Annotated in this window: 20 protein-coding genes; 14 read left to right on the top strand and 6 right to left on the bottom strand. The window is 65.2% G+C overall.

Annotation, left to right across the window (positions count from 1 at the left end; all coding sequences use genetic code 11):
* Positions 1 to 23 precede the first annotated feature (23 nt).
* From APS40_RS06555 to modB, 3 genes are all read left to right on the top strand, one after another.
* Positions 24 to 395 (top strand): winged helix-turn-helix domain-containing protein, encoded by a 372-nt coding sequence (locus tag APS40_RS06555; RefSeq protein WP_055046283.1) that lies wholly within the window; start codon positions 24 to 26, stop codon positions 393 to 395.
* A gap of 66 nt (positions 396 to 461) precedes the next feature.
* Positions 462 to 1214 carry a molybdate ABC transporter substrate-binding protein gene (modA, locus tag APS40_RS06550; protein ID WP_055046282.1) on the top strand — a complete coding sequence of 251 codons (753 nt, stop codon included), beginning with the start codon at positions 462 to 464 and terminating at the stop codon, positions 1212 to 1214.
* An 11-nt stretch (positions 1215 to 1225) separates the two neighbouring features.
* Entirely contained in the window at positions 1226 to 1909 is a 684-nt protein-coding gene (gene modB, locus APS40_RS06545; RefSeq protein WP_055046281.1) for a molybdate ABC transporter permease subunit, read from the top strand.
* A gap of 154 nt (positions 1910 to 2063) precedes the next feature.
* Here modB and APS40_RS06540 read toward each other — a convergent pair whose 3' ends face one another.
* Positions 2064 to 2531 carry a MarR family winged helix-turn-helix transcriptional regulator gene (locus APS40_RS06540; protein ID WP_055046280.1) on the bottom strand — a complete coding sequence of 156 codons (468 nt, stop codon included), beginning with the start codon at positions 2529 to 2531 and terminating at the stop codon, positions 2064 to 2066.
* Between the two features lie 131 nt (positions 2532 to 2662).
* Between APS40_RS06540 and APS40_RS06535 the strand changes: the two genes are divergently transcribed.
* The 3 genes from APS40_RS06535 (at position 2663) to hemH (ending at position 6484) form a co-directional block, all read left to right on the top strand.
* On the top strand, positions 2663 to 3562 hold the full coding sequence (locus APS40_RS06535) for a LysR family transcriptional regulator (protein ID WP_055046279.1): 900 nt from the start codon (positions 2663 to 2665) through the stop codon (positions 3560 to 3562).
* Between the two features lie 23 nt (positions 3563 to 3585).
* A complete protein-coding gene (locus APS40_RS06530) occupies positions 3586 to 5376 on the top strand; it encodes a HoxN/HupN/NixA family nickel/cobalt transporter (protein WP_055046278.1) in 1791 nt (596 codons plus the stop codon).
* Positions 5377 to 5464: 88 nt separating this feature from the next.
* Positions 5465 to 6484, top strand: coding sequence for a ferrochelatase (gene hemH, locus APS40_RS06525; RefSeq protein ID WP_055046277.1), 1020 nt, complete (start codon positions 5465 to 5467; stop codon positions 6482 to 6484).
* A 259-nt stretch (positions 6485 to 6743) separates the two neighbouring features.
* On the opposite strand, the gene ligD is transcribed toward hemH, so the two are convergent.
* Both ligD and ku read right to left on the bottom strand, forming a co-directional pair.
* Positions 6744 to 9311, bottom strand: coding sequence for a DNA ligase D (gene ligD / locus APS40_RS06520; RefSeq protein WP_055046276.1), 2568 nt, complete (start codon positions 9309 to 9311; stop codon positions 6744 to 6746).
* Positions 9312 to 9313: 2 nt separating this feature from the next.
* Positions 9314 to 10207 (bottom strand): non-homologous end joining protein Ku, encoded by an 894-nt coding sequence (ku, locus tag APS40_RS06515; protein ID WP_055046275.1) that lies wholly within the window; start codon positions 10205 to 10207, stop codon positions 9314 to 9316.
* Positions 10208 to 10362: 155 nt separating this feature from the next.
* Here ku and APS40_RS06510 point away from each other — a divergent pair, with 155 nt between their 5' ends.
* The 3 genes from APS40_RS06510 to APS40_RS06500 all read left to right on the top strand — a co-directional run bounded on the left by APS40_RS06510 (position 10363) and on the right by APS40_RS06500 (position 13156).
* Positions 10363 to 11331: an SPFH domain-containing protein gene (locus APS40_RS06510; RefSeq protein ID WP_055049579.1), complete on the top strand. Its 969-nt coding sequence runs from the start codon at positions 10363 to 10365 to the stop codon at positions 11329 to 11331.
* A gap of 25 nt (positions 11332 to 11356) precedes the next feature.
* Positions 11357 to 11803: an NfeD family protein gene (locus tag APS40_RS06505; protein WP_055046274.1), complete on the top strand. Its 447-nt coding sequence runs from the start codon at positions 11357 to 11359 to the stop codon at positions 11801 to 11803.
* A gap of 78 nt (positions 11804 to 11881) precedes the next feature.
* A complete protein-coding gene (locus APS40_RS06500; protein WP_082434228.1) occupies positions 11882 to 13156 on the top strand; it encodes an outer membrane beta-barrel protein in 1275 nt (424 codons plus the stop codon).
* 92 nt (positions 13157 to 13248) lie between these two features.
* On the opposite strand, the gene galU is transcribed toward APS40_RS06500, so the two are convergent.
* Positions 13249 to 14118, bottom strand: coding sequence for a UTP--glucose-1-phosphate uridylyltransferase GalU (galU, locus tag APS40_RS06495; protein WP_055046272.1), 870 nt, complete (start codon positions 14116 to 14118; stop codon positions 13249 to 13251).
* Between the two features lie 112 nt (positions 14119 to 14230).
* Here galU and galE point away from each other — a divergent pair, with 112 nt between their 5' ends.
* The 4 genes from galE to APS40_RS06475 all read left to right on the top strand — a co-directional run bounded on the left by galE (position 14231) and on the right by APS40_RS06475 (position 18610).
* On the top strand, positions 14231 to 15217 hold the full coding sequence (galE, locus tag APS40_RS06490) for a UDP-glucose 4-epimerase GalE (protein ID WP_055046271.1): 987 nt from the start codon (positions 14231 to 14233) through the stop codon (positions 15215 to 15217).
* A gap of 9 nt (positions 15218 to 15226) precedes the next feature.
* Positions 15227 to 16438 carry a lytic murein transglycosylase gene (locus tag APS40_RS06485; RefSeq protein WP_055046270.1) on the top strand — a complete coding sequence of 404 codons (1212 nt, stop codon included), beginning with the start codon at positions 15227 to 15229 and terminating at the stop codon, positions 16436 to 16438.
* A 289-nt stretch (positions 16439 to 16727) separates the two neighbouring features.
* A complete protein-coding gene (locus tag APS40_RS06480) occupies positions 16728 to 17960 on the top strand; it encodes an SGNH/GDSL hydrolase family protein (protein WP_197279449.1) in 1233 nt (410 codons plus the stop codon).
* Complete coding sequence (locus tag APS40_RS06475; RefSeq protein WP_055046268.1) at positions 17957 to 18610, top strand: ankyrin repeat domain-containing protein; 654 nt, start codon at positions 17957 to 17959, stop codon at positions 18608 to 18610. Before APS40_RS06480 ends, APS40_RS06475 begins: the two co-directional genes overlap by 4 nt.
* A 135-nt stretch (positions 18611 to 18745) precedes the next feature.
* Here the strand turns inward: APS40_RS06475 and APS40_RS06470 are convergent, their stop codons facing one another.
* Entirely contained in the window at positions 18746 to 19207 is a 462-nt protein-coding gene (locus tag APS40_RS06470; RefSeq protein WP_055046267.1) for a MarR family winged helix-turn-helix transcriptional regulator, read from the bottom strand.
* Between the two features lie 158 nt (positions 19208 to 19365).
* Here APS40_RS06470 and APS40_RS06465 point away from each other — a divergent pair, with 158 nt between their 5' ends.
* Complete coding sequence (locus APS40_RS06465; RefSeq protein ID WP_055046266.1) at positions 19366 to 19779, top strand: organic hydroperoxide resistance protein; 414 nt, start codon at positions 19366 to 19368, stop codon at positions 19777 to 19779.
* 90 nt (positions 19780 to 19869) lie between these two features.
* Here the strand turns inward: APS40_RS06465 and APS40_RS06460 are convergent, their stop codons facing one another.
* Positions 19870 to 21288 carry a glutamate synthase subunit beta gene (locus APS40_RS06460; RefSeq protein WP_055046265.1) on the bottom strand — a complete coding sequence of 473 codons (1419 nt, stop codon included), beginning with the start codon at positions 21286 to 21288 and terminating at the stop codon, positions 19870 to 19872.
* Between the last annotated feature and the right edge of the window lie 4 nt (positions 21289 to 21292).

Genomic DNA, 21292 nt, shown 5'->3' with positions numbered 1-21292 from the left:
AGAAGGCGATCACGGAGAGTGCGGTGAAAAGGACTAGTCCGACCATCGGCCTCTCGCACCTCCGCATCACGCTGTCGGACAGCTTCTACATCGGTCCCGGGCGCGCCGACCTGATGGAGCTGATTGCCGAAACCGGCTCGATCTCCGAGGCGGCCAAGCGAATGGGAATGTCATACAAGCGGGCCTGGGGCCTGGTGCAGGCACTCAACGAGGGGTTTGGCGCGCCGCTGGTCGAGGCGTCGCGTGGCGGCGCCGCGCAGGGGGCCTCGTTGACCGCCGCAGGCCGCGAGGTGCTGGAGCGCTATCGCGGAATGCAGGAGGCGACGCGCAAGGCGATCGCCCGGGATGTCGAGGCGTTGATCGCGCTGCACACGGATATGTCCAATAGAAAATAACGCTTGCCGCATGCCGCCGGCATTGGCACAACCATCGATATTTCCGCTTGAACATATCGAGGCCTCATGCGTCGGACCATCCTTCTGCTTGCCGTCAGCCTGTCGGTGCTGGCGGGCGCGCCGGCCTTTGCTGCCGATGTCAGCGCCGCCGTGGCCGCCAACTTCACCAAGCCGGCGGAAGAGCTGGGCGCCGCCTTCACGGCGCAGAGCGGCGACAGCGTGACCTTCAGCTTCGGCGCCAGTGGGGCGCTCTACACCCAGATCAGCCAGGGCGCGCCGTTCGAGGTGTTCCTGTCGGCCGACGACAAGCGGCCGGCACAGGCGGTGAAGGAGGGTTTCGGTGTGGACGGGACGGTGTTCACTTATGCGGTGGGCAAGGTGGTGCTCTACTCGCCTTTGCTCGATCTCACCGATGGTGCAGCGGTGCTGAAGGCCAATGCGTTTCAGCACCTGTCGGTCGCCGACCCCAAGACGGCGCCCTATGGCGCCGCGGCGATGGAAACGCTGGACAAGCTGGGGCTCACCGAGGCGCTGAGCGGAAAGATCGTCACCGGCGAGAATATCAGCCAGGCGCTGCAGTTCATCGACTCGGCCAATGCCGAACTCGGCTTCGTGGCCCTGAGCCAGGTGATCGATAAGCCAGGCCGCGAGGTGTGGCACGTTCCGGCCGAGGACTACACCCCGATCCTGCAGGATGCGGTGCTGCTGAAGCCAGGTGAGACCGATCCGGCGGCCGCGGCATTCCTCGAATTCTTGAAGAGCGACGAAGCGCGCGCCATCATCGAGAAATACGGCTACGAGGTCGGCTCGGGTCAGTGAGGAACAGCCAGATGCTCGATGCCAGTGAGATCGTACAGCCCGTCGGGCTGACGCTGACGCTGGCGCTGATCGTCACGCTGATCCTCGTGGTGCTCGGCACGCCGATCGCCTGGTGGCTGTGCCGGACACGATCGCCGCTGCAACCGGCGGTGGCGGCAGTGGTATCGCTGCCGCTGGTGCTGCCGCCCACGGTGCTCGGCTTCTACCTGCTGCTGGCGTTCGGGCCGAATGGTCCCGGCGGGCTGCTGGCGCCGCTCTGGGGCGCTCGCACGCTGGCCTTTTCGTTCGAGGGGCTGGTGATTGCCTCGGTGCTCTATTCGCTGCCGTTCATGGTGCAGCCGCTGCGCACCGCCTTCGAGGCGCTGGGCGACGAGCCGCTCGAGGCGGCGGCGACGCTCGGGGCAGGGCGATGGACGACGTTCTTCCGCGTGGTGATCCCGCTGTCGCGTACCGGCTATCTCACCGGCGCCATCCTGACCTTCGCGCATACGGTGGGCGAGTTCGGCGTGGTGCTGATGATCGGCGGCAATATCCCCGGCAAGACCAAGCTGGTGTCGATGGCGATCTACGATTTCGTCGAGCGGCTGGAATGGGACAAGGCCCATATCCTCGCCGGCGGCATGGTGGTGTTCGCCTTCGTGGTGATCACCGCGGTGATGCTGCTGGACCGGCGGGTGGGGCGGGTGGCGGGCTAGGGCGGACTGAAGCAGACGGCCCCCTCCCATCCTCCCCATGAAGGGGGAGGTGCCCTGCCGGCGTGTTGCGCACGATCGAAGACAGAGCCCCGACTCTTCACCTCCCCCTTTATGGGGGAGGCCGGGAGGGGGCCGTCTCTATCAGTCAGCGCCCCTAAGCCAGCCGCAGCAGCTCGACGAAGCGCCTCAGCGCCTTGCTCAGACCCTTGCGTTTCTTGGCGTCCAGGTCGGCGAACAGCGCTTCCTCGAGCTGTTCCCAGTTGGCGGCCAGCACGTCGCGGATGCGGGCGCCGCGTTCGGTGAGGGCGAGGCCCTCGGTCAGGTCGGGGCCGATGGCCTGGCGGGCCACGATGTCCCGCTCGATCAGCCGCTGCAGCCGGGGCTGCAACGCCTCGGGCTCCAGCCCCAGATGCTCGGCCAAGGCGGCTTCGGTGGCTCCCAATTCGGCATGCAGCACGAAGATCACCGCATCGTCGCCTGGCTCCAGCCCGCGGTCGAGCAGCGGCACCAGCAGCGCCTTGTGGGCCAGCTGGCCGGCTTCGATCAGCCGGTAAAGCGTTGAACGGGCTTCGGGTTTGGTCATGGGTGGATAGATAGACTTCAAGGTGGGTTCGAGCGACATGCGACCCATCCTATCGTTAATCTCGGAGAGACCAAGTGGCGGCATTGTTCGGACTTTGGAGATGACTTATGCGTGGCTGAGTGGTGTTCGGCAGAAGCACCACCAGTCTACACAGTTCAGGTCGCGAACGCATGAGCCAGGACCTCGCCCGCATCCGGGCCTTCGTGCAGGTGTTCGATGCTGGGGGCTTCTCCTCGGCGGCGCGGCAGCACGGCCGCTCCAAGGCGCTGCTGTCGAAATACGTCACCGACCTCGAGGACTATCTCGGGGTACGGCTGATGAACCGGACGACCCGCAAACTCAGCCTGACCGAAGCCGGCGAGGCCTATTATCGCGAGGCGAGCCAGCTGCTGCAGCAGCTCGACGACCTCGACGCGACGATCTCGGACCAGACCGCCGAGCCGCGCGGCCTGGTGCGGGTGTCGGCACCGCGCAACCTGGGCGAAACCACGCTGGCGCCGGCGATCTTCGCTTTCATCGCCAAAAACCCGCTGATGTCGGTCGATCTCAGGCTCGAGGATCGCTATGTCGACCTGGTCGAGGAGAGCGTCGACGTGGCGCTACGCATCTCGACCATGGCGGATTCCTCGCTGATCGCCCGCAAGATTTCCGATATGCGCCACGTGATCTGTGCCGCGCCGAGCCTCGTCAAACGGGTGGGCACGCCAACCTCGGGCGAAGCGCTGCGCAACATGCCGTGCGTACTCGACACCAATATGCCTTCGCACAGCTCGTGGCGCTTCATCGAGAATGGCCAGCCCGTCTCGGTGCATGTCTCCGGTCCCGCGCGGGTCAATTCTCCGGTGGCCGCCATGCAGGCGGCGCTCGCCGGCCTTGGGTTCGCCGTATTGCCGACCTACCTCGCTGAGCCGCTGATCGCCGAGGGGCGGCTGGTGCGCGTGCTCGAGGACAGGATGCCCGAGGGTCCGAGCCTGATGGCCGTCTATCCGCATCGGCGGCACCTTGCCGGCAAGGTTCGCGCGCTGATCGACCATCTGGTCGCCTGGTTCGCCGACAACCCGGTGAAGTAAGCGAGACGGGATACGGGGCGGCGATGACGGGTTTGTTGCGCAAGCTGGGGCTGGCTTCGGCCGCCATACTCGGTCTTGCCGGCGCGGCCCAGGCCCACCCCCATATCTTCATCGATGCCAAGGCGACCATCGTCTTCAACGATGCGGGCGAACTCACCGAGATCCGGAATGCCTGGACCTTCGACGAAGCCTTCTCGGTCTGGCAGATCCAGGGGCTCGACACCAACAATGACGGCATCACCTCGTCCGAGGAGATGCAGGAGCTCGCCGACGAGAACATCAAGGGGCTGGCGGAGTACAATTTCTACACCTCGGCCGCCGAGTACACCGCAGCCGGCGCGACCAGCGCTTCGCTGCCGTTCACCGAGGTGGGCGGCGCGAAGTTCGTCTTCGCAAACAACCGCTCGACGCTGAGTTTCGATATCGCGCCCACGACGCCGTACCGGATCAAGGACAAGCTCGAGATCGCCATCGCCGATCCCGAATATTACGTCGCCATCACCTTCCACGCTCCCGCCGACGTCACGCTGGTCAACGCTCCCAAGGGGTGCGCGCTGCACATGGAGCCGCCGCGCGAGCTGTCGCCGGATCTCCAGGCCCGCCTGTTCGAGCTGTCGCCGGATGTGACGCAGTTGCCGCCCGATCTCGAAGCGGCGGTGCGTGGTTCGCAGGGAGCGATCGTGCTCGATTGCGCCGGCGCCGCGCCGCCCAGGGAAGCGTCGACGGCGCTCGAAGCGGTGACCCAGGTGGCGGAAGCCAAGCCGGCCCTGCCGTTCGGCGGGCCGCCGCCGGAGCCGGGCTTCGTGCTGCCCAAAACCGGGTTCCTGGGCTGGGTGTCGCAGATGCAGTCGGACTTCTACCAGGCGCTGACGGCGGCGCTGGGCAAGCTCAAGTCCGATTATACCGCCTTCTGGGTGCTGGGTGGGCTGAGCTTTCTCTATGGCGTATTCCACGCCGCCGGGCCGGGGCACGGCAAGGTGGTGATCGGCTCCTATATGCTGGCCAACGAACGGCAGGTGCGGCGCGGCATCGGGCTCAGCTTTGCCGCCGCGATGATGCAGTCGCTGGTCGCGGTGGTGTTCGTGGGGGTCGCCGCGGCGATCCTGGGGCTGTCGAGCGCCGCCATGGGCACCGCGGTGGGCTGGATCGAGAAGGCCTCGTATGGCCTCGTGGCGCTGCTCGGCCTGTGGCTGATTGCGCGCAAGCTGTTCGGTTGGGGCCATTCGCACGACCATGGACCTGACCTGACGGCCAAGGCGCACCAGCACCTGCACGAGGATGAAGCGCCAAGGCACGCCCTGCTCAATGTTCGCAAACAAGACCTGGAGCGCGGACCCAGTTTCAACTTCCGCACCGGCCTGCAGCCGGCGGATGGACCGCGGCTCGACGCCTATGGCCGCCTGCCGGGCGACGCGCATTACGGGCACGACCACGCCGACCACGAAGCGCACGACCACGACCATGGCCATCACCACGTGGTGACGGCAGAACAGACCACCGGCGACTGGCGCGAACAGCTCGGCGTGGTGCTCGGCGTGGGGCTCCGTCCCTGCTCGGGGGCGCTGGTGGTGCTGGTGTTCGCGCTGAGCCAGGGCATCCTTTTGGCGGGCATCGCCGCGGTGTTCCTGATGGGGCTCGGCACGGCGATCACCGTGTCGGTGCTGGCCGTGCTGGCGGTCGGCGCCAAGGGCTTTGCCAGCCGGTATCTCGGCGCCGAAGGCAAGCTTGGCAGCCGGCTGGTATGGTGGGCGGAACTGGGCGGCGCGCTCGTGGTGTTCGCCTTCGGCACAGTGCTGTTGCTCGCCAGTTTCTGAGCCTGCCGCGACACCCTTGCACTTGTGTTCGGGGCGGCCCTGACTATGTTGCGCGCCACAGAGAACGTCACCAACGACAGGCCAGCCCATGGCAACCGGACTTCCCCCCGGACACCCCCCGATCGCGACGCCGAAAGTGGGGGTGCTGCTGCTCAATCTGGGCACCCCCGACGGCACCGATTACTGGTCGGTGCGCCGCTATCTCAGCGAGTTCCTGTCCGACCCGCGGGTGATCGAGTCCCCGCAATGGCTGTGGCAGCCGATCCTGCAAGGCGTGGTGCTCTCCACCCGGCCGCAGAAGAGCGGCGAGAACTATGCCCGCATCTGGGACAAGGATGCCAATGACAGCCCGCTGCGGGTCATCACCCGCAGGCAGGCCAGCAAGCTGCAGGAGCGGCTGGGCAGGAACGTCATCGTCGATTTTGCCATGCGTTACGGCAACCCGTCGACCAAGTCGGGCATCGAGGCGCTGCAGGCGGCAGGCTGCCAGAAGATCCTGCTGGCGCCGCTCTATCCCCAATATTCGGCGACCACCACGGCTACCGCCAACGACAAGGCGTTCGATGCGCTGAAGATGCTGCGCTGGCAGCCTGCCGTGCGCACGCTTCCAGCCTATTTCGACGAGCCCGCCTATATCGAGGCGCTGGCGCAGAGCATTGCCGATGGCGTCGCGGCGCTGGATTTCACCCCCGATGTGATCCTCACCTCCTATCACGGCATGCCGGTGCAGTACTTCGAGGCAGGCGACCCCTACCACTGCCAGTGCCTCAAGACGACGCGGCTGGTGCGGGAGTTTCTGGGCTGGTCGGACGATAAGCTCAGGGTGACCTTCCAGAGCCGGTTCGGCCCCACCAAGTGGCTCGAACCCTACACCGATGCGACGCTGATGGCGCTGCCGGGGCAGGGGATCAAGCGCGTGGCGGTGGTCGCGCCCGCCTTCTCGGTCGATTGCATCGAGACGCTGGAAGAGATCGCCATCACCGGCCGCGAGCAGTTCGAGCATGCCGGCGGCGAGCGCTATGCCTATATCCCGTGCCTCAACGACAGCGAGCTCGGCATGGGGATGCTGGAAACGGTGATCCGCAAGGAACTGGCGGGTTGGGTTTAAGGCTCAGGGGGGTGGTGAGCACAGTGCCCTCCTGGACCCCCTCTCTTGCGATTTCTAAGGCTTAGCCAAACGGCTAAACGTAAGAAATCGCTTTCTCCCCCGCCAAGGGGGAGAGTCCCGACTGATATTCAGGTGCAGGTGGAAGGCACCGATCATCTCCCCCTTGGCGGGGGAGAAAGCGAAAACTTGGGTTTAGCGAAGCTAAGCCCTTAGTTTTCGCCAGAGAAGGGGGCGCGGGGAACCACTATGTGTCCAGCAATCAGCGCTTCAGTTCGTCCGGCACCTTGTCGAGCATCGCCTTGGTGATCGACTGGCGGAGCTTGAAGTAGTCCGGCCACGGGTCGGGCTCCTGCGCCTTGGCTGCGGCGGTTTCGAGCGAGAAGACATTGGCGCCTGCCAGGTCATCGAGCTCGTCCCAGGCGACCGGTACCGCGCAGGGGACGCCCTGGCGGGCGCGGGTCGAGAACGGCGTGATGGCGGTGGAACCCCGCTCGTTGCGCAGGTAATCGACGAACATACGCCCCTTGCGCGTCGCCTTGCGAATGTTCGAGGTGAAGCGGTCCGGGGCGGTCTCGGCGAGCCAGTCGGCGAGGTAGTGGCAGAAGGCCTTCACCTCCGGCCATTCGGCCCGCGGGGTCAACGGTGCGATGACATGGATACCCTTGCCGCCGGTGACCATGGGAAAGCTCTCGAGACCCCAGTCCTTCAGCATGTCACGGATATGGCGGGCGGCGTCGCGCACATGGTCGAAGCCGAGTCCTTCGTCAGGGTCGATATCGAAGATGATGCGGTCGGGCTGCTCGAGCTTGTCGATCCGGCTGCCCCAGATGTGAAACTCCAGGGTCGACATCTGCACGCCACCGACAATGCCGGCGAGGTCGTCGACGTAGAAATGGTCCTCGTCCTCGCTCTCCTTCAGCTTGATCTGGACGTGCTTCATCACGTCGGGGAAGCCGCCGCTGTCATGCTTCTGGAAGAACGGCCGGCTGCCATGCGGCACACGCACCAGGCTGAGGGCGCGCCGCTCGATATGCGGCAGCATGCGGGCCGCGACCGCCTCGTAATAGGCGACGATCTTGGCTTTGGTGACCGTTTCGTCGGGCAGGACGGCGCGGCTCGGATTGGTCAGCCTCACGCCGATCCGCTCCGCAATCGCGATCCCCATGTCGTCGGTGAGCTCCATGGCCTTGAGCTTAACCGCTGATTTTCGCTTTGTCGCGGGACGCTCGCGGGCCTTGGTTTCCAGCTTCACCTCGCGTGCAGGCTTGTCCTGACGCAACCCGACAAAGGAGGGGTGACGCAGCACCCCATCAGGGGTGAATTCGGTGAAGTCGATCTCGGCGACCAACTCGGGCTCGACCCAGCGCGCCCGCCGGACGATGTCGCGCGGCACCGCTTCGAAGGCCGACCCCTTGCGGTCCCGCTTGTCCAGTTCCGCCTGCAGTTCGGCCGAGCTCTTCTGGGTGAAGCCGGTGCCGACGCGGCCGCGATAGATCAGCTTGCCGCCCTCCCAGGTGCCCAGCAGCAGCGAGGCGAAGCCCTTGTGCTTGTCGGAAGGGCGCCAGCCGCCGATGACGAATTCCTGCCGCTTGGTGCACTTGATCTTCAACCAGCTGCGGGTGCGATCGTGCCGATAGGGGGCATCGGCGAGCTTGGCGATCACCCCCTCCTGATGCGCCTCGCACATCGCCTGCAGCACTTTTTCGCCATGTCCGCGCACGTGCTCGGAGTACTGGACGGAGCCGCCGTCCCGGGTTTTGCCAAGGAGCTTGCGCAGGCGCTCCTTGCGCTCGAGGAGCGGCAGCTTTTCGAGGTTCTCGCCATCCTCTTCGAGCAGGTCGAAAGCGAAATAGACCAGCGGGGCGCCGCTCGAAAGCGCATCCTTGAGGGTGGAGAAGTCGGAACGGCCATCCTTGAAGGCACAGATTTCGCCGTCGAGCAGCGCCGACCCCTTGGTGAGCTTGGACAGCGGTTCGACCAGGCTGTGGAACTGCCCGGTCCAGTCATTGCCGTTCCGGGTATAGAGCCGCACCTCGGGCCCGGCGACCGCCGCGATGCAGCGATAGCCGTCATATTTCATCTCGAACAGCCAACCGTCGCCGGCGGGAACATCCTCGACCAGCGTGGCCAGTTGCGGCTCGCGGAACTCGGGCAACACGATCTCGCCCTGTTTGGTCCAGACTCGCCTCGCGGACCGTTCGGAGCCTGCTTTCTTTCGCGACTTCAAGCCCTTGGCGATCCCGTCCAGGTCACGGCCGGTCTCCACGCTGGTGGTGAATTTCTCGGTGAGCCCGTCGGCTTCGGTTGAATAGTCGTCGCGGTGCTTGATCAGCAGCCAGTTCTCGCGGGTGCCATGCCGGGTCTGGTTGTCGCGCCCCTTCATGTGGACCAGCACCCACTCGCCCTTCATGCGCTTGCCGTCGAGGCGGAACTTGAGGTCGCCGTGCTCAAGGCCCTCGTGCGGATCGCCGACCGGCTCCCAGGTGCCCTCGTCCCACAGCATCACCGTGCCGCCGCCATACTCGCCTTCGGGGATGGTGCCCTCGAAGTCCCCATAGTCGAGCGGGTGGTCCTCGACCCGCACCGCCAGACGCTTGTCGGCCGGGTTGGTCGAAGGACCCTTGGTGACGGCCCAGCTCTTGAGCACCCCGTCGAGTTCGAGGCGGAAGTCGTAATGCAGCCGGGTTGCGTCGTGCTTCTGCACCACGAAACGCAAAGGCTTGCCCTTTGTCCGGCGCGTGGCCTTGGTTCCCGAGGGTTCCGCGGTCTTGGCAAAGTCGCGCTTCGCCCGATAGTCCTTCAGCAGTTCGCTCGGTGTGCCGGCCATTTTCAGCTCGCTTTCCTGCGCGGTGCCGGCTTGCCGGCGGGCTTGCGCGCGGTGGACTTGGCGGGCGCCTTGCGCCCCGAAGCCGCGGGCTTGGCAGTATTGCCGCCTTCGAGGCTCTTCTTGAGGGCCACCATCAGGTCGACGACATTGTCACCGCGCGGGCTGCGCGAGGGCTCCTCGACATCGGTGGTAACCTTGCGCCCCTTGGATTTCAGCTTGCGCTGGATCAGCTCGCGCAGGGCCGCCTGGTAGTGATCCTTGAACGCCTTGGGATCGAATTTCTCGGTCTTCTTGTCGATCAGCGCCGTCGCCACATCCAGCAGGTCGCTGTCGGTCGATTTTGCGGGGATGTCGGAGAAGAAGCTGTCGGATTTCTTCAGCTCGTCCTCGTAGTGCAACGTCTCGAGGAGGATGCCCTTGCCGCACGGCTTGATCGAAACGAGGTATTCCTTGCCGCGCAGCGCGAGCTGGCCGATGCCGACCTTCTTCGACTTGCGCAAGGCATCCCGCACCACCCGGAACGCGTCCTCGGCCAGCTCGTCGGCGGGCGTCAGATAGTAGGGGGTATCGAAATACATCGGCGGGATCTCGTCCTCGTCGACGAACTGCACCAGCTCGAGGGTCTTGCGCGTTTCGAGCTTCACCGCGTCGATCTCGTCGTCGGTGAGCAGGACGTAATCACCCTTCTCATACTCGAAGCCCTTGCGGATCTCGTCCCTGTCCACCGGGCCGACGCCGTCGACCACCTTTTCGTAATGGATCGGCTTGCCGGTCGGTTCGTGGATCTGGCGGAAGCTCGGCTTGGCGCCCGATTTGGTCGCGGTGAACATCTCGACCGGGATCGAAACCAGCGAAAGGCGCAACTGGCCTTTCCAGATCGGACGGGTGGCAGGCATGGGCGTTACTCGCGAACGATTGTCCTGATCGTTCAACGGCGTTGTTGTCCGAGTGTTCCCACTGGAATCGAGGGGCTGGCGTTGCAGGGACTCCGGCGGCCACATACATGTTTCGTAACGGGTCGGGCGCAACAGGGGATAGGATAATGGATTTCATGGAACTGGACGGGTTGAGCCTGACGCTGATCGCGCTGGGCGTGCTCGCGGTACTGGTGCTGTTTGCCGGCGCCAAGGTGGTGCCGCAGGGCTATAATTTCACCGTGGAGCGCTTCGGCCGCTACATCCGCACGCTGAAGCCGGGCCTGAACCTGATCATCCCGTTCGTCGACAGTATCGGCCGCAAGATGAACATGATGGAGCAGGTGGTGGACGTGCCGCACCAGGAGGTGATCACCCGCGACAACGCCACGGTCACCGTCAACGGCGTCAACTTCTACCAGATCCTCGATGCCGCAGCCGCCGCCTACGAAGTGGCGCAACTCGAGCTCGCCGTACAGAACCTCACCATGACCAATATCCGTACGGTGATGGGCTCGATGGATCTCGACCAACTGCTCAGCAACCGCGACGAGATCAACCATCGCCTGCTCAAGGTGGTGGATGCCGCGGTGCAGCCCTGGGGCCTCAAGATCACCCGCATCGAGATCAAGGATATCGATCCGCCCAAGGACCTGGTCGACTCGATGGGTCGCCAGATGAAGGCCGAACGCGAAAAGCGCGCGCTGATCCTCGAGGCCGAAGGCAAGCGCCAGGCGGCGATCCTGCAGGCAGAGGGGCAGAAGCAGAGCCAGGTGCTGGAGGCCGAAGGTCGACGCGAGGCGGCGTTCCGCGACGCCGAGGCGCGCGAGCGCTCCGCCGAAGCCGAAGCCAAGGCCACCGAGGTGGTGTCCAACGCCATCGCTTCGGGCAGCGTGCAGGCGATCAACTACTTCGTCGCCAACAACTACATCAAGGCGCTGGAAGGGCTGGCGCGCTCGCCGAACCAGAAGGTGCTGATGCTGCCGGTCGAGGCCTCAAGCGTCATCGGCGCCATCGGCGGCATTGCCGAAATCGCCAAGGAGGCCTTCAGCGGCGACAAGCCGGCGAACCGGCCGCAGAGCGGTCGTCCGCCATCCACCACCTGACCCTCGTAACCGACAGGAGGCAGAGATGCAGGTCATCGACTTCATCGCCAGCCACGGCGCGTGGTCCTGGGTGGTGGCTGGGCTGGTGCTGCTGGCCCTGGAACTGGTGCTGCCGGGCGGCGTGCTGATCTGGCTGGGCGGCGCGGCCCTCGTCACCGGGGCGCTGGCGCTGCTGGTCAGCATCTTCTGGCCGCTGCAATTCGTCATCTTCGGCGTGCTGGCGCTCGTCAGCATCGGGCTGTGGCTGAAATTCCGTGGCCCGGGTGTGGCGTCGGACCGGCCGTTCCTCAACCAGCGCGCCAACCGCTTCATCGGCCAGGAGGCGGTGCTCGACGAACCGATCCGCGACGGCATCGGCCGGCTGGCGCTCGACGATACCGTATGGCGGGTGCAGGGCCCTGATCTGGCAGCCGGCTCACGGGTGCGGATCGTCGATGCGGATGGGGCGCTGTTGAAGGTGGAGGCGGCCTGACCCGCCCCCGCCACAAGGCTTCTTTAACCATAAGCTGCAAGGGTTCGTTGACCACTATCGCCCGAGGCGGTGCAGCTTATGCAGACGAGGAGAGCCGGCATTGCCGCCAGCGCCATGGCGCTGGCGCTGCTCACCGCTCCCGCCGGGGCGGGCGAGTTCGTGCCGCTCGGCGATGGTTCGGCAACCAACAATGCCGACCTCATCGGCTATCCGGCAACCGAGTGTGCCCATTGCAGCACGACGCCGCCGGATGAAGCCGGCAACCTTATCGACATCGACTGGAGCCTGGGCCTGCGCGGCGGCATCAAGGATGACGGCAGCGGCGCCGCGCCGACTTACAAGCTGATCGCGTTGCCGAGCGTTACGCTCAAGCAGCAGACTATTCGGGGTGGCTACGATGCGGGTCTCAGCGGCGAGATCAGCTATCAGGTCGACGGCAATGCCCATATCGACTCGCTTACCGGGACGGTCGGCGGCACCTACGACCTCGACGCACTGACCTCCTTGGCGGGGCGCGCCAACCTGAAGATTTCGCAGGACGATCCCGACGGTCCGGATTACGCCAGTAACGTCGCTTCGGCCCCGTTGGTGCTCTCGGGCAGCGCCGAGGTGAGCGCCGCGCGCGACCTCGGCGCGTTCAACCTGGCCGTGCGCGGTAGCGCCGGGCGCGAGGTCTATGGCGAGACGGTCTATGACGACAGCTCGACCTCCGACAACACGTTTCAGAATACCACGTCCTATGGCGCCGGGGTCCGGCTCGGCTATGAGCTGACGCCGGGCCTCGTCGCCTTCATCGACACGCAAGCCGACATCGTCAGCTACGACGCGCCGTCGCCGAGCCTGATGGTGAAGCTCGACAACGTCACCTATGCCGGGCGTGCCGGGCTCAGTGCCAAGTTCACCCCGACGCTGGAACTGGAGGGCTCGCTGGGTCTGGGCTACACCGACTTCGGCGATGAAACGCTCGGCGATTTTTCTGCCGTGCTCTACGACGCCAGGGCGGTGTTCAAGCCCGACGAGACACTGACGCTGACCGGCGCCCTGACCACTACCGTCTCACAGCCGGGCACCACCTCCGGCGCGACCGCCAAGCTCACCTATGCCGCAACGGGTCAGGTCGAATACCTGGTGAACCCCTGGCTGAAGCTGCGCGCCGACGCCAGCTGGACTGCGGCGCACTACCAGGGCATCGACAGCGAAGAGCAGAGCTGGGGCTTGGGCGCGGGAGCGGATTACCTGCTCAACGCGCATACCGACCTCACCGCCGATTACAGCTTCCTCAGAACCGAGAAGACGTCAGCGCCGGCCACCGACGAGCATCAGGTAACGCTCGGGGTGAAGTTCCACCGGTAGCACCTGGTAGCGCTCCAGACGCGCTGGGATGTGCAAATCCTGGTGCACGCCGGCCTTGGAGGGCGCGATTGGCGAGGGGCGGCACGCTCGCACTACACCAGATGCTGGATTTCCTTGCGGAAGGCATCGGCGAGATCCGGGCGATCGAGGGCGAAGGCCACGTTGGCGGTGAGAAAGCCGAGCTTGGAGCCGCAGTCGAAGGATTGGCCCTTGTACTTCACGCCGCTGAAATGCTGCTGGGTCATGAGCGTCTGCATGGCGTCGGTGAGCTGGATCTCGCCGCCGGCGCCGCGCTCCTGGTCGGCGATCAGCGAGAAGATCTGCGGCTGCAGGATGTAGCGGCCGGAAATGATCAGGTTGGACGGGGCATCCTGGCGCTTGGGTTTTTCCACCATGCCGGTGATGCGGAAGCCTTCGTCGGGGCCGGCGCCGCGCGCCACGACGCCATAGGAGGAAACGTCCTCCATCGGCACTTCCTCGACCGCGATGACGTTACCGCCGCTGATCTCGTAGGCATCCATCATCTGGCGCAGCACGCCGGGGACGCCCTTAAACACCATGTCGGGCAGGAGCAGGGCGAAGGGCTGGTCGCCGACCAGTTCGCGGGCGCACCACACGGCGTGACCCAGCCCCAGGGGCTCCTGCTGGCGGGTGAAGCTGGTCTGACCGGCCGACGGCAGGTCCTTCTGCAACTCGCGCAGGGCTTCGGTCTTTCCGCGGATCTCCAGCGTGTGCTCGAGCTCGTACTGGCGGTCGAAATGGTCCTCGATGACACTCTTGTTGCGGCCGGTGACGAAGACGAAGTGCTCGATCCCGGCCTCGCGCGCCTCATCCACCGCGTACTGGATCACCGGCCGATCGACCACGGTCAGCATTTCCTTGGGCATCGCCTTGGTGGCAGGCAGGAAACGGGTGCCGAGACCGGCAACCGGGAACACGGCGGTGCGCACGCGATTTGACAATCAAGGACTCCTGGTAGAGGCGGGAGAGGGGGCTATAGGAAGGCTATAAGGCGTTTCTTAGCACCTCGCGAAATAGCGTCCACGGCATTAATTTCTGGTTTGAGGTTCAACCATGACGGTTCTGGTCACCGGCGGTGCCGGCTATATCGGCAGCCACATGGTGCTGCGGCTCGCCGACGCGGGGCAGACGGTGGTGGTGCTCGACAACCTCAGCACCGGCTTCGACTGGGCCATCGATCACCGGGCGACATTCGTTCAGGGCAACGCCGGGGATATGGAGCTGGTGGGACGACTCATCGCCGAGTACCGCATCACCGAGATCGTGCATTTCGCCGGCTCGATCGTCGTGCCGGAATCGGTCAGCGACCCGCTGAAATACTACGCCAACAACACCGCAACCTCGCGCAACCTGATCGAGGCGGCAGTAAAGGGCGGGGTAAAGCACTTCATCTTCTCCTCGACCGCAGCCGTCTATGGCAATGCCGGGCTCGAGCCGGTGGCCGAGACCAGCCAACTGATGCCGGAATCGCCCTATGGCCGCTCCAAGCTGATGACCGAGCTGATGCTGGCCGACGTGGCCGCCGCGCACCCGCTGACCTATGGCGTGCTGCGCTATTTCAACGTCGCCGGCGCCGACCCCAAGCGGCGCAGCGGCCAATCCTCGCCGACCGCGACGCACCTGATCAAGGTCGCCTCGCAGGCGGCGTTGAGGCAACGGCCGAGCATGGGCATTTTCGGCACGGATTTCCCGACCCCCGACGGCACCGGGGTGCGGGACTACATCCATGTCAGCGACCTCGTCGAAGCGCATGCGCTGCTGCTCGACTACCTGCGCAAGGGCGGGGCATCGATCACCATGAACTGCGGCTATGGCCGCGGCTTCTCGGTGCGCGACGTGGTGCGCACGGTCAAACAGGTGTCGGGCGTCGACTTCAAGGTGATCGAAGAGCCGCGGCGCGCCGGCGATCCGGCCTCGATCGTCGCCAGGGCCGACAAGGTCCGGCAGGTGCTGGGCTGGAAGCCGGCGCACGAGGACCTTACCGAGATCGTTGACGCAGCGCTGAACTGGGAGCGCTATTTAGCCACACGAAACAGGTAGCGATTCGCCATGCAACGTCACCTCGCCTTCGTCGTCGTGCTCCTCGGCCTGGTCTCTCCGGCCCTCGCGCAACCGGTCGAGAGCTTCGAGTCCTTCATCAAGAACTTCGAAGCGACGGCAGTGGCGGCCGGTGTCACCCACGAAACCTACGCCAAGGCGATGTACGGGCTGACCCCCGACGCCAGCGTGCCCGAGCTGGTGACCTCGCAGCCCGAGTTCACCACGCCCCTGTGGGACTATATCGACAAGCGCGTGACCGAGTGGCGCATCGGCAAGGGCAAGGAGGCGATCGAGCAGAACAAGGCGCTGCTCGAGACGATCGGCAAGAAATACGGCGTCGATCCCTACCTGTTGAGCTCGATCTGGGGCATCGAGACCAACTACGGCCGCGTGCTGAGCGACCCGCAATATATCCGCCCGATCATCCCATCGCTCGCGACACTGGTGCATCAGCGGCGAGTGCGGCTCGAAGGCGACACGGCGGACCTGATCGCGGCTTTGCTGCTGGTGCAGCGCGGACCGCTCGACGCCACCCAACTGGTCGGCAGCTGGGCCGGCGCCATCGGGCACCTGCAGGTCAACCCGAGCAATGTCATCAAATACGGCACGGACGGCGACGGCGACGGCGCCATCGACCTGCAAAACTCCCTCGCCGACGCGCTCGCGACCTCGGCCACCTATATCATCGGCCTCGGCTACAAGCCGGGCCTCGACTGGGGCTACGAGGTCGATGTGCCGGATGGCTTCGACTACCTGCTGGCGACGCGCGACCAGTTGCGACCCATTTCGTTCTTCACCGAACTCGGCGTGCAGCGGGTCGGCGGTGCGACCTTCAGCGATCCCTCGATCCCGGTGTTTCTCTACGCGCCGACCGGCGCGAAGGGGCCGAAGTTCCTGATGACCAACAACTACCTGATCCTCAAGGGCTACAACTTCTCCGATAGTTACGCGATGGCCATCTCGCATCTCGAGGATCGGTTGAAAGGCAAAGGCGAATTCGTCACCCCCTGGCCGCGAGACACCAAATTTCCCAACCTCGAGCAGCGCCGGGCGATCCAGGAAGCATTGATCAAGCTCGGGCTCTACGAGGGCAAGGTCGACGGGCGCATCGGGCCGGTGAGCCAGGCGGCCTACGCCAAGTTCCAGGCGTCGAAGGGCGAGGTGGCGGACGGGTTCATCACGCTGCACAGCTATGAGGAGCTGGTAGCGGCTGCGAAGTAGCGCTCGTTGCTGGGCTCAAAGGCATCACAGCGTCTGTGTGCAACGGAGTTGCTGGCAAGGCATCCGCCGCAGCGTCAAACTCGGTGTCATCCCAGCGAAAGCTGGGAGCCATCTCACCGCCGGCGCCAGCTGATAGTTGGGTCCCAGCTTTCGCTGGGATGACAGCCGGTGGGGTGGATGGTCGGTGGCTCTCCTCGACGGGGAGCAGCGACTTCCGCTGAGAACTCCCCCGATAGATTTATCGCGAGCGGTCTTCAATTCACCGCCGTTCGTCAGCTAAATGGCTGCCATGCAGAAGAAACCCAACCGGTTCGTGCTCTGGGTGATCGGCCTCGTCGTGGCGGCGCTGGTGCTCACCGATATGCTGCCGATGTTCGTGCAGGCGCGCGAAGCGGAGGCCCCTGCGCCGGCGGTCGTGCAGCAGCTCGATGACGGACGCGTCCTCGTGGCGCAGCAGGAACAGGCGCCGCGCAAGAAGCGCCGCACGCTGATGGATCTGCTGTTCGGCGACGACGAGCAGCAGCAGGAACAGGCCCCGGTGGTGGAAAAGCCGGTGGTCAAGAAGCCCAAGAAGGCAGCGCTGCCGCCGCCGGAAAAGCCCAAGATCGAGAAGGCCGCCGGCGCGACGCGGCTTGCCGTGTTCGGTGACTCGATGGCGACGGATCTGGGCAAGGCGCTCGAGCGGTTCTATGCCGAGGATCCCAATATCGCGATCCTCACCCAGGGTGTCGGCTCGTCCAGCTTCGTCAGGCCGGATTTCTTCGACTGGCCAAAGACCATCAGCGAGCAGATCGCCGCCAACAGCTTCGATATCGCGGTGATCCTGATCGGTATCAACGACCGCCAGAAGATGAATCTCAACGGCCAGAGCTACGGCTCGCTGACGCCGGAATGGACCGCCGAATACTCGGCGCGGATCACCAATGTGGTCAAGGCGCTGCGCGCCGCCAACAAGCCGACGATCTGGGTGGGGTTGCCGCCGATGGAGGCGCCGAAATTCGGCAAGGCGATGATCCAGGTCAACGAGATCCAGCGGCTTGCGGCGTTCAGCGGCGGCGCCGAGTTCCTCGATATCTACGAGAAGTTTGCCACCGAGGAGGGCGGCTACACCTCGCGCGGCCCCGACCTCAACGGCACGCAGGTGCGCATGCGCAAGGATGACGGCATTCACTTCTCGGCGGCGGGCGCGGACAAGCTCGCCTTCTACCTGAGCCAGAGCCTCAAGAACTATTATCGCGGCGGAGGCACGGTGGGGATCGAGGTCGCCGATCCGCTGCTCGGTACCGACGCCCAGTTGATGATGCGGCCGCCCTACCAGGGGCTGGGGCAGATGAAGCTCTTGGAGGTGGCGGGCGCGGTGATCTCGCTCACCAATACGCCGCGGCGCGCCGCCGACCTGGTAACCGCCGACATGGCAGATGCCGCGACCGTCGGCTTCGATTTGACGAAGATGATCGAGGCGCCGGTCGGACGCGCCGATGCGTTCGGCGTCGGCAAGGTCGAGAACCCCAGCCCGAAATGAGACGCCGCGCCGTACTCGCCGGCCTCGCCCTCATCGCAGGAGCGCCCCGCGCCATGGCCGACGACCAGGCTTTCCTCACTGCGGTGCGCGACAATGACGCGCCCGCGCTGACCCGGATGCTGGCAGCGGGACAGGCGGTAGACGTACGCGACAGCGGCGGTCGCACCGCCCTGCTGGTGGCAACCCATGCCAACGCCTTGGAGGCTGCGCGGGTGCTGATCGAGGCTGGCGCCGACGTCAACGCCAAGGACGATATCAGGGATACGCCATACCTCTACGCCGGAGCCGAGGGCAGGACCGAAATCCTGCGGCTGCTGCTGACGAACGGCGCCAACCTCAAGGACACCAACCGCTTCGGGGGTACGGCGCTGATTCCGGCGGCCGAGAAGGGGCATCCCGAGAACGTGCGGCTGCTGCTGGCGGCGGGGGTCGACCCCAACCACGTCAACGGCCTGGGCTGGACGGCGCTGCTCGAGGCGGTGATCCTCACCGACGGCGGGCCGGTCTATCAGGAGATCGTCGCCGACCTCATCAAGGGCGGCGCAGATGTGAACCTCGCCGACGCCGATGGGGTAACGCCGCTCGCGCATGCCAGGGCGCGGAGGTATGAGGAGATCGCGAAGCTGCTCGAGGCGGCTGGCGGAAAGTAGCAGGTTGGTTATTGTCTAATTCACCGGCCTCAGGCTTTCTTCCCCCTTGAGGGGAGGGATTGAGGGAGGAAGTGGTGCAGTCGGCACCGAGCGTCCCTCACCACCCCCAACCCCTCCCCTCGAGGGGAGAGGAACTCACGCCTCCCCCGCCGCTTCCATCAGGTTGCTGCGCAGGTTCGTGATGCCGCGCTGCAGGATACGGAACTCGTCCGGGTTCAGTCCGGTCGCCTCGTAGGTAACCTTGGCAAGTTCGCGCGCCTTGTCGCGCAGCTTCCTGCCGGCCTCGGTCAGCCGGACATGCACCACGCGTTCGTCCTCGCCGGAGCGCGTGCGCGTTACATAACCCATTGCCTCGAGCCGCTTCAGCATCGGCGTTACCGTGCTCGGCTCGAGGAACAGCTTGTCGCTCAGGCCTTTGACCGTCAGCTGCTCCTCGTCCCACAGCGCGACGACAGTCACGTACTGGGGGTAGGTGAGGCCGAGTTCTTCGAGCACGGGCTTATAGACCCGCGAGTAGGCGAGGTTGGCCGAGTACACGGCAAAGCACATGAAGTCGGCGAGCCGGAAGGTGTCGTCGTCGCGTCTACTGGCTGTCATGGCTGCTCCGTACGCAAAATCGTTATCGCGATAACTTTTCGCTTGTATGGCTGGACCACCTGTGAGACAAGTCGCGCCGTAATGATTATCGCGATAAGTAAATGGGGACATTGGCGCGGCCTGCCAAGCCCCGGTCAGAACCCGAACGGAAAGATCAGATGAACCAGATCGAAAAGACCCTCTACACCGCCCGCACTCATACCAGCGGCGGCCGCGCCGGCACCGCACGCAGCTCCGACGGGGCCCTCGACGTGGCGCTGTCGCCGCCGGGCTTCGGCAACGGCACTAATCCCGAGCAGCTTTTCGCGGCCGGCTGGTCGGCCTGCTTCCTCGGCGCCATCGGGGCAGTCGCCGGTAAGCTCAAGGTAAAGCTGCCGGCCGAGCGGACGGTGGATGCGGAAGTCGACCTGGTGATGGACGGGGAGCAGTATTCGCTGCGTGCCCGCCTCAATGTCAGCCTGCCGGGCCTCGAGCGCGAGGTCGCCGAGCAACTGGTCGCCGCGGCGCACCAGACCTGCCCCTACTCCAAGGCGACGCGCGGGAATATTCCGGTAGAGATCAACGTGGTTTGAGGGGCGGCCCAATCCTGGGGCCGGTGCCCACGCACAAATGCGAAAGGGGGCGCACGAAGCGCCCCCTTGTTGTCCTGTAGGAACCGCCTGTTACCGCGGCAGATCGGTCTTGCCCATCAGCCACTCGTCGATCGAGCGGGCGCATTGGCGGCCTTCGCGGATGGCCCAGACCACCAGCGACTGGCCGCGGCGCATGTCGCCGCAGGCGAAGAACTTCTCGCGGCTGGTCTGATACTTCACCGTGTCGGCCATGACGTTGGAGCGCTTGTCGGTCGCAACGCCCGCATCCTGCACCAAGCCTTCCTGCACCGGGCCGAGGAAGCCCATGGCGAGCAACACCAGGTCGGCCTTGAGGAAGAACTCGGTGCCCGGGATCGGCTGGAACTTCTCGTCGGCGCGGGCGCATTGCAGCCCGGTGACCTTGCCGTTTTCGCCGTCGAAGCGGATGGTCGCCACGGCGAAATCACGGGTGACGCCCTCTTCCTGCGACGAGGAGATGCGGAACTTCACCGGATAGTTCGGCCAGACCAGCGGCTTGTTCTCCTTTTCGGGAGGCATGGGCATGATCTCGATCTGGGTGACCGACAGGGCGCCCTGGCGGTTGGAGGTGCCGATACAGTCCGAGCCGGTATCGCCGCCGCCGATCACTACCACATGCTTGCCGCCGGCAAGGATCGGGGTGACGTTGTTAAGCGGCTCGCCGGTGACGCGACGGTTCTGCTGGCCGAGGAAATCCATGGCGAAATGGATGCCATCGAGCTCGCGGCCCGGGATCGGCAGGTCGCGCGGCTTCTCGGCGCCGCCCGACATGGCGATGGCGTCGTACTGGGCGGCGAGCTGGTCGGGGGTGATGTCCTTGCCGACATTGACCCCGGTGTGGAGCGTCACGCCTTCGGCCACCATCTGCTCGACGCGGCGATCGATCTGCGTCTTGTCGAGCTTGAAGTTCGGGATGCCGTAGCGCATCAGGCCGCCGATCTGCTGGGCCTTCTCGTAGAGATGCACATCGTGGCCGGCGCGGGCCAGCTGCTGCGCCGCCGCCATGCCGGCGGGGCCCGAACCGACGACGGCAACCTTCTTGCCCGTCTTGTTCGGATTGATCTGCGGCGTGACCCAGCCTTCCTCAAAACCCTTGTCGATGATGGCGCACTCGATCGACTTGATGTTGACCGGGGTGTCCGGGATGTTCAACGTGCAGCTCGCCTCGCACGGGGCGGGGCAGATGCGGCCGGTGAACTCGGGGAAGTTGTTGGTGGAGTGCAGGTTCCTGAGCGCCTTCAGCCACTCGCCCTTGTAAACCAGATCGTTCCAGTCGGGGATCTGGTTGTTCACCGGACAGCCGGTGTGACAGTAGGGAATGCCGCAATCCATGCAGCGCGCTGCCTGGTCGCGGGTGCCCTTGTCACCCAGCGGGATGGTGAACTCGTTGTAGTTCTTCAGCCGGTCGGCGACCGGCAGGTAATCCCGGTCGACGCGATCGATTTCGAGGAAGCCAGTGATCTTGCCCATTGTT

The organism is Devosia sp. A16 (genome assembly GCF_001402915.1).
In the GTDB taxonomy this organism is placed as follows: Bacteria; Pseudomonadota; Alphaproteobacteria; order Rhizobiales; family Devosiaceae; genus Devosia_A.
The sequence above is the reverse complement of the archived record's forward strand: the minus strand, read 5'-3'. Positions and strand labels throughout refer to the sequence as shown.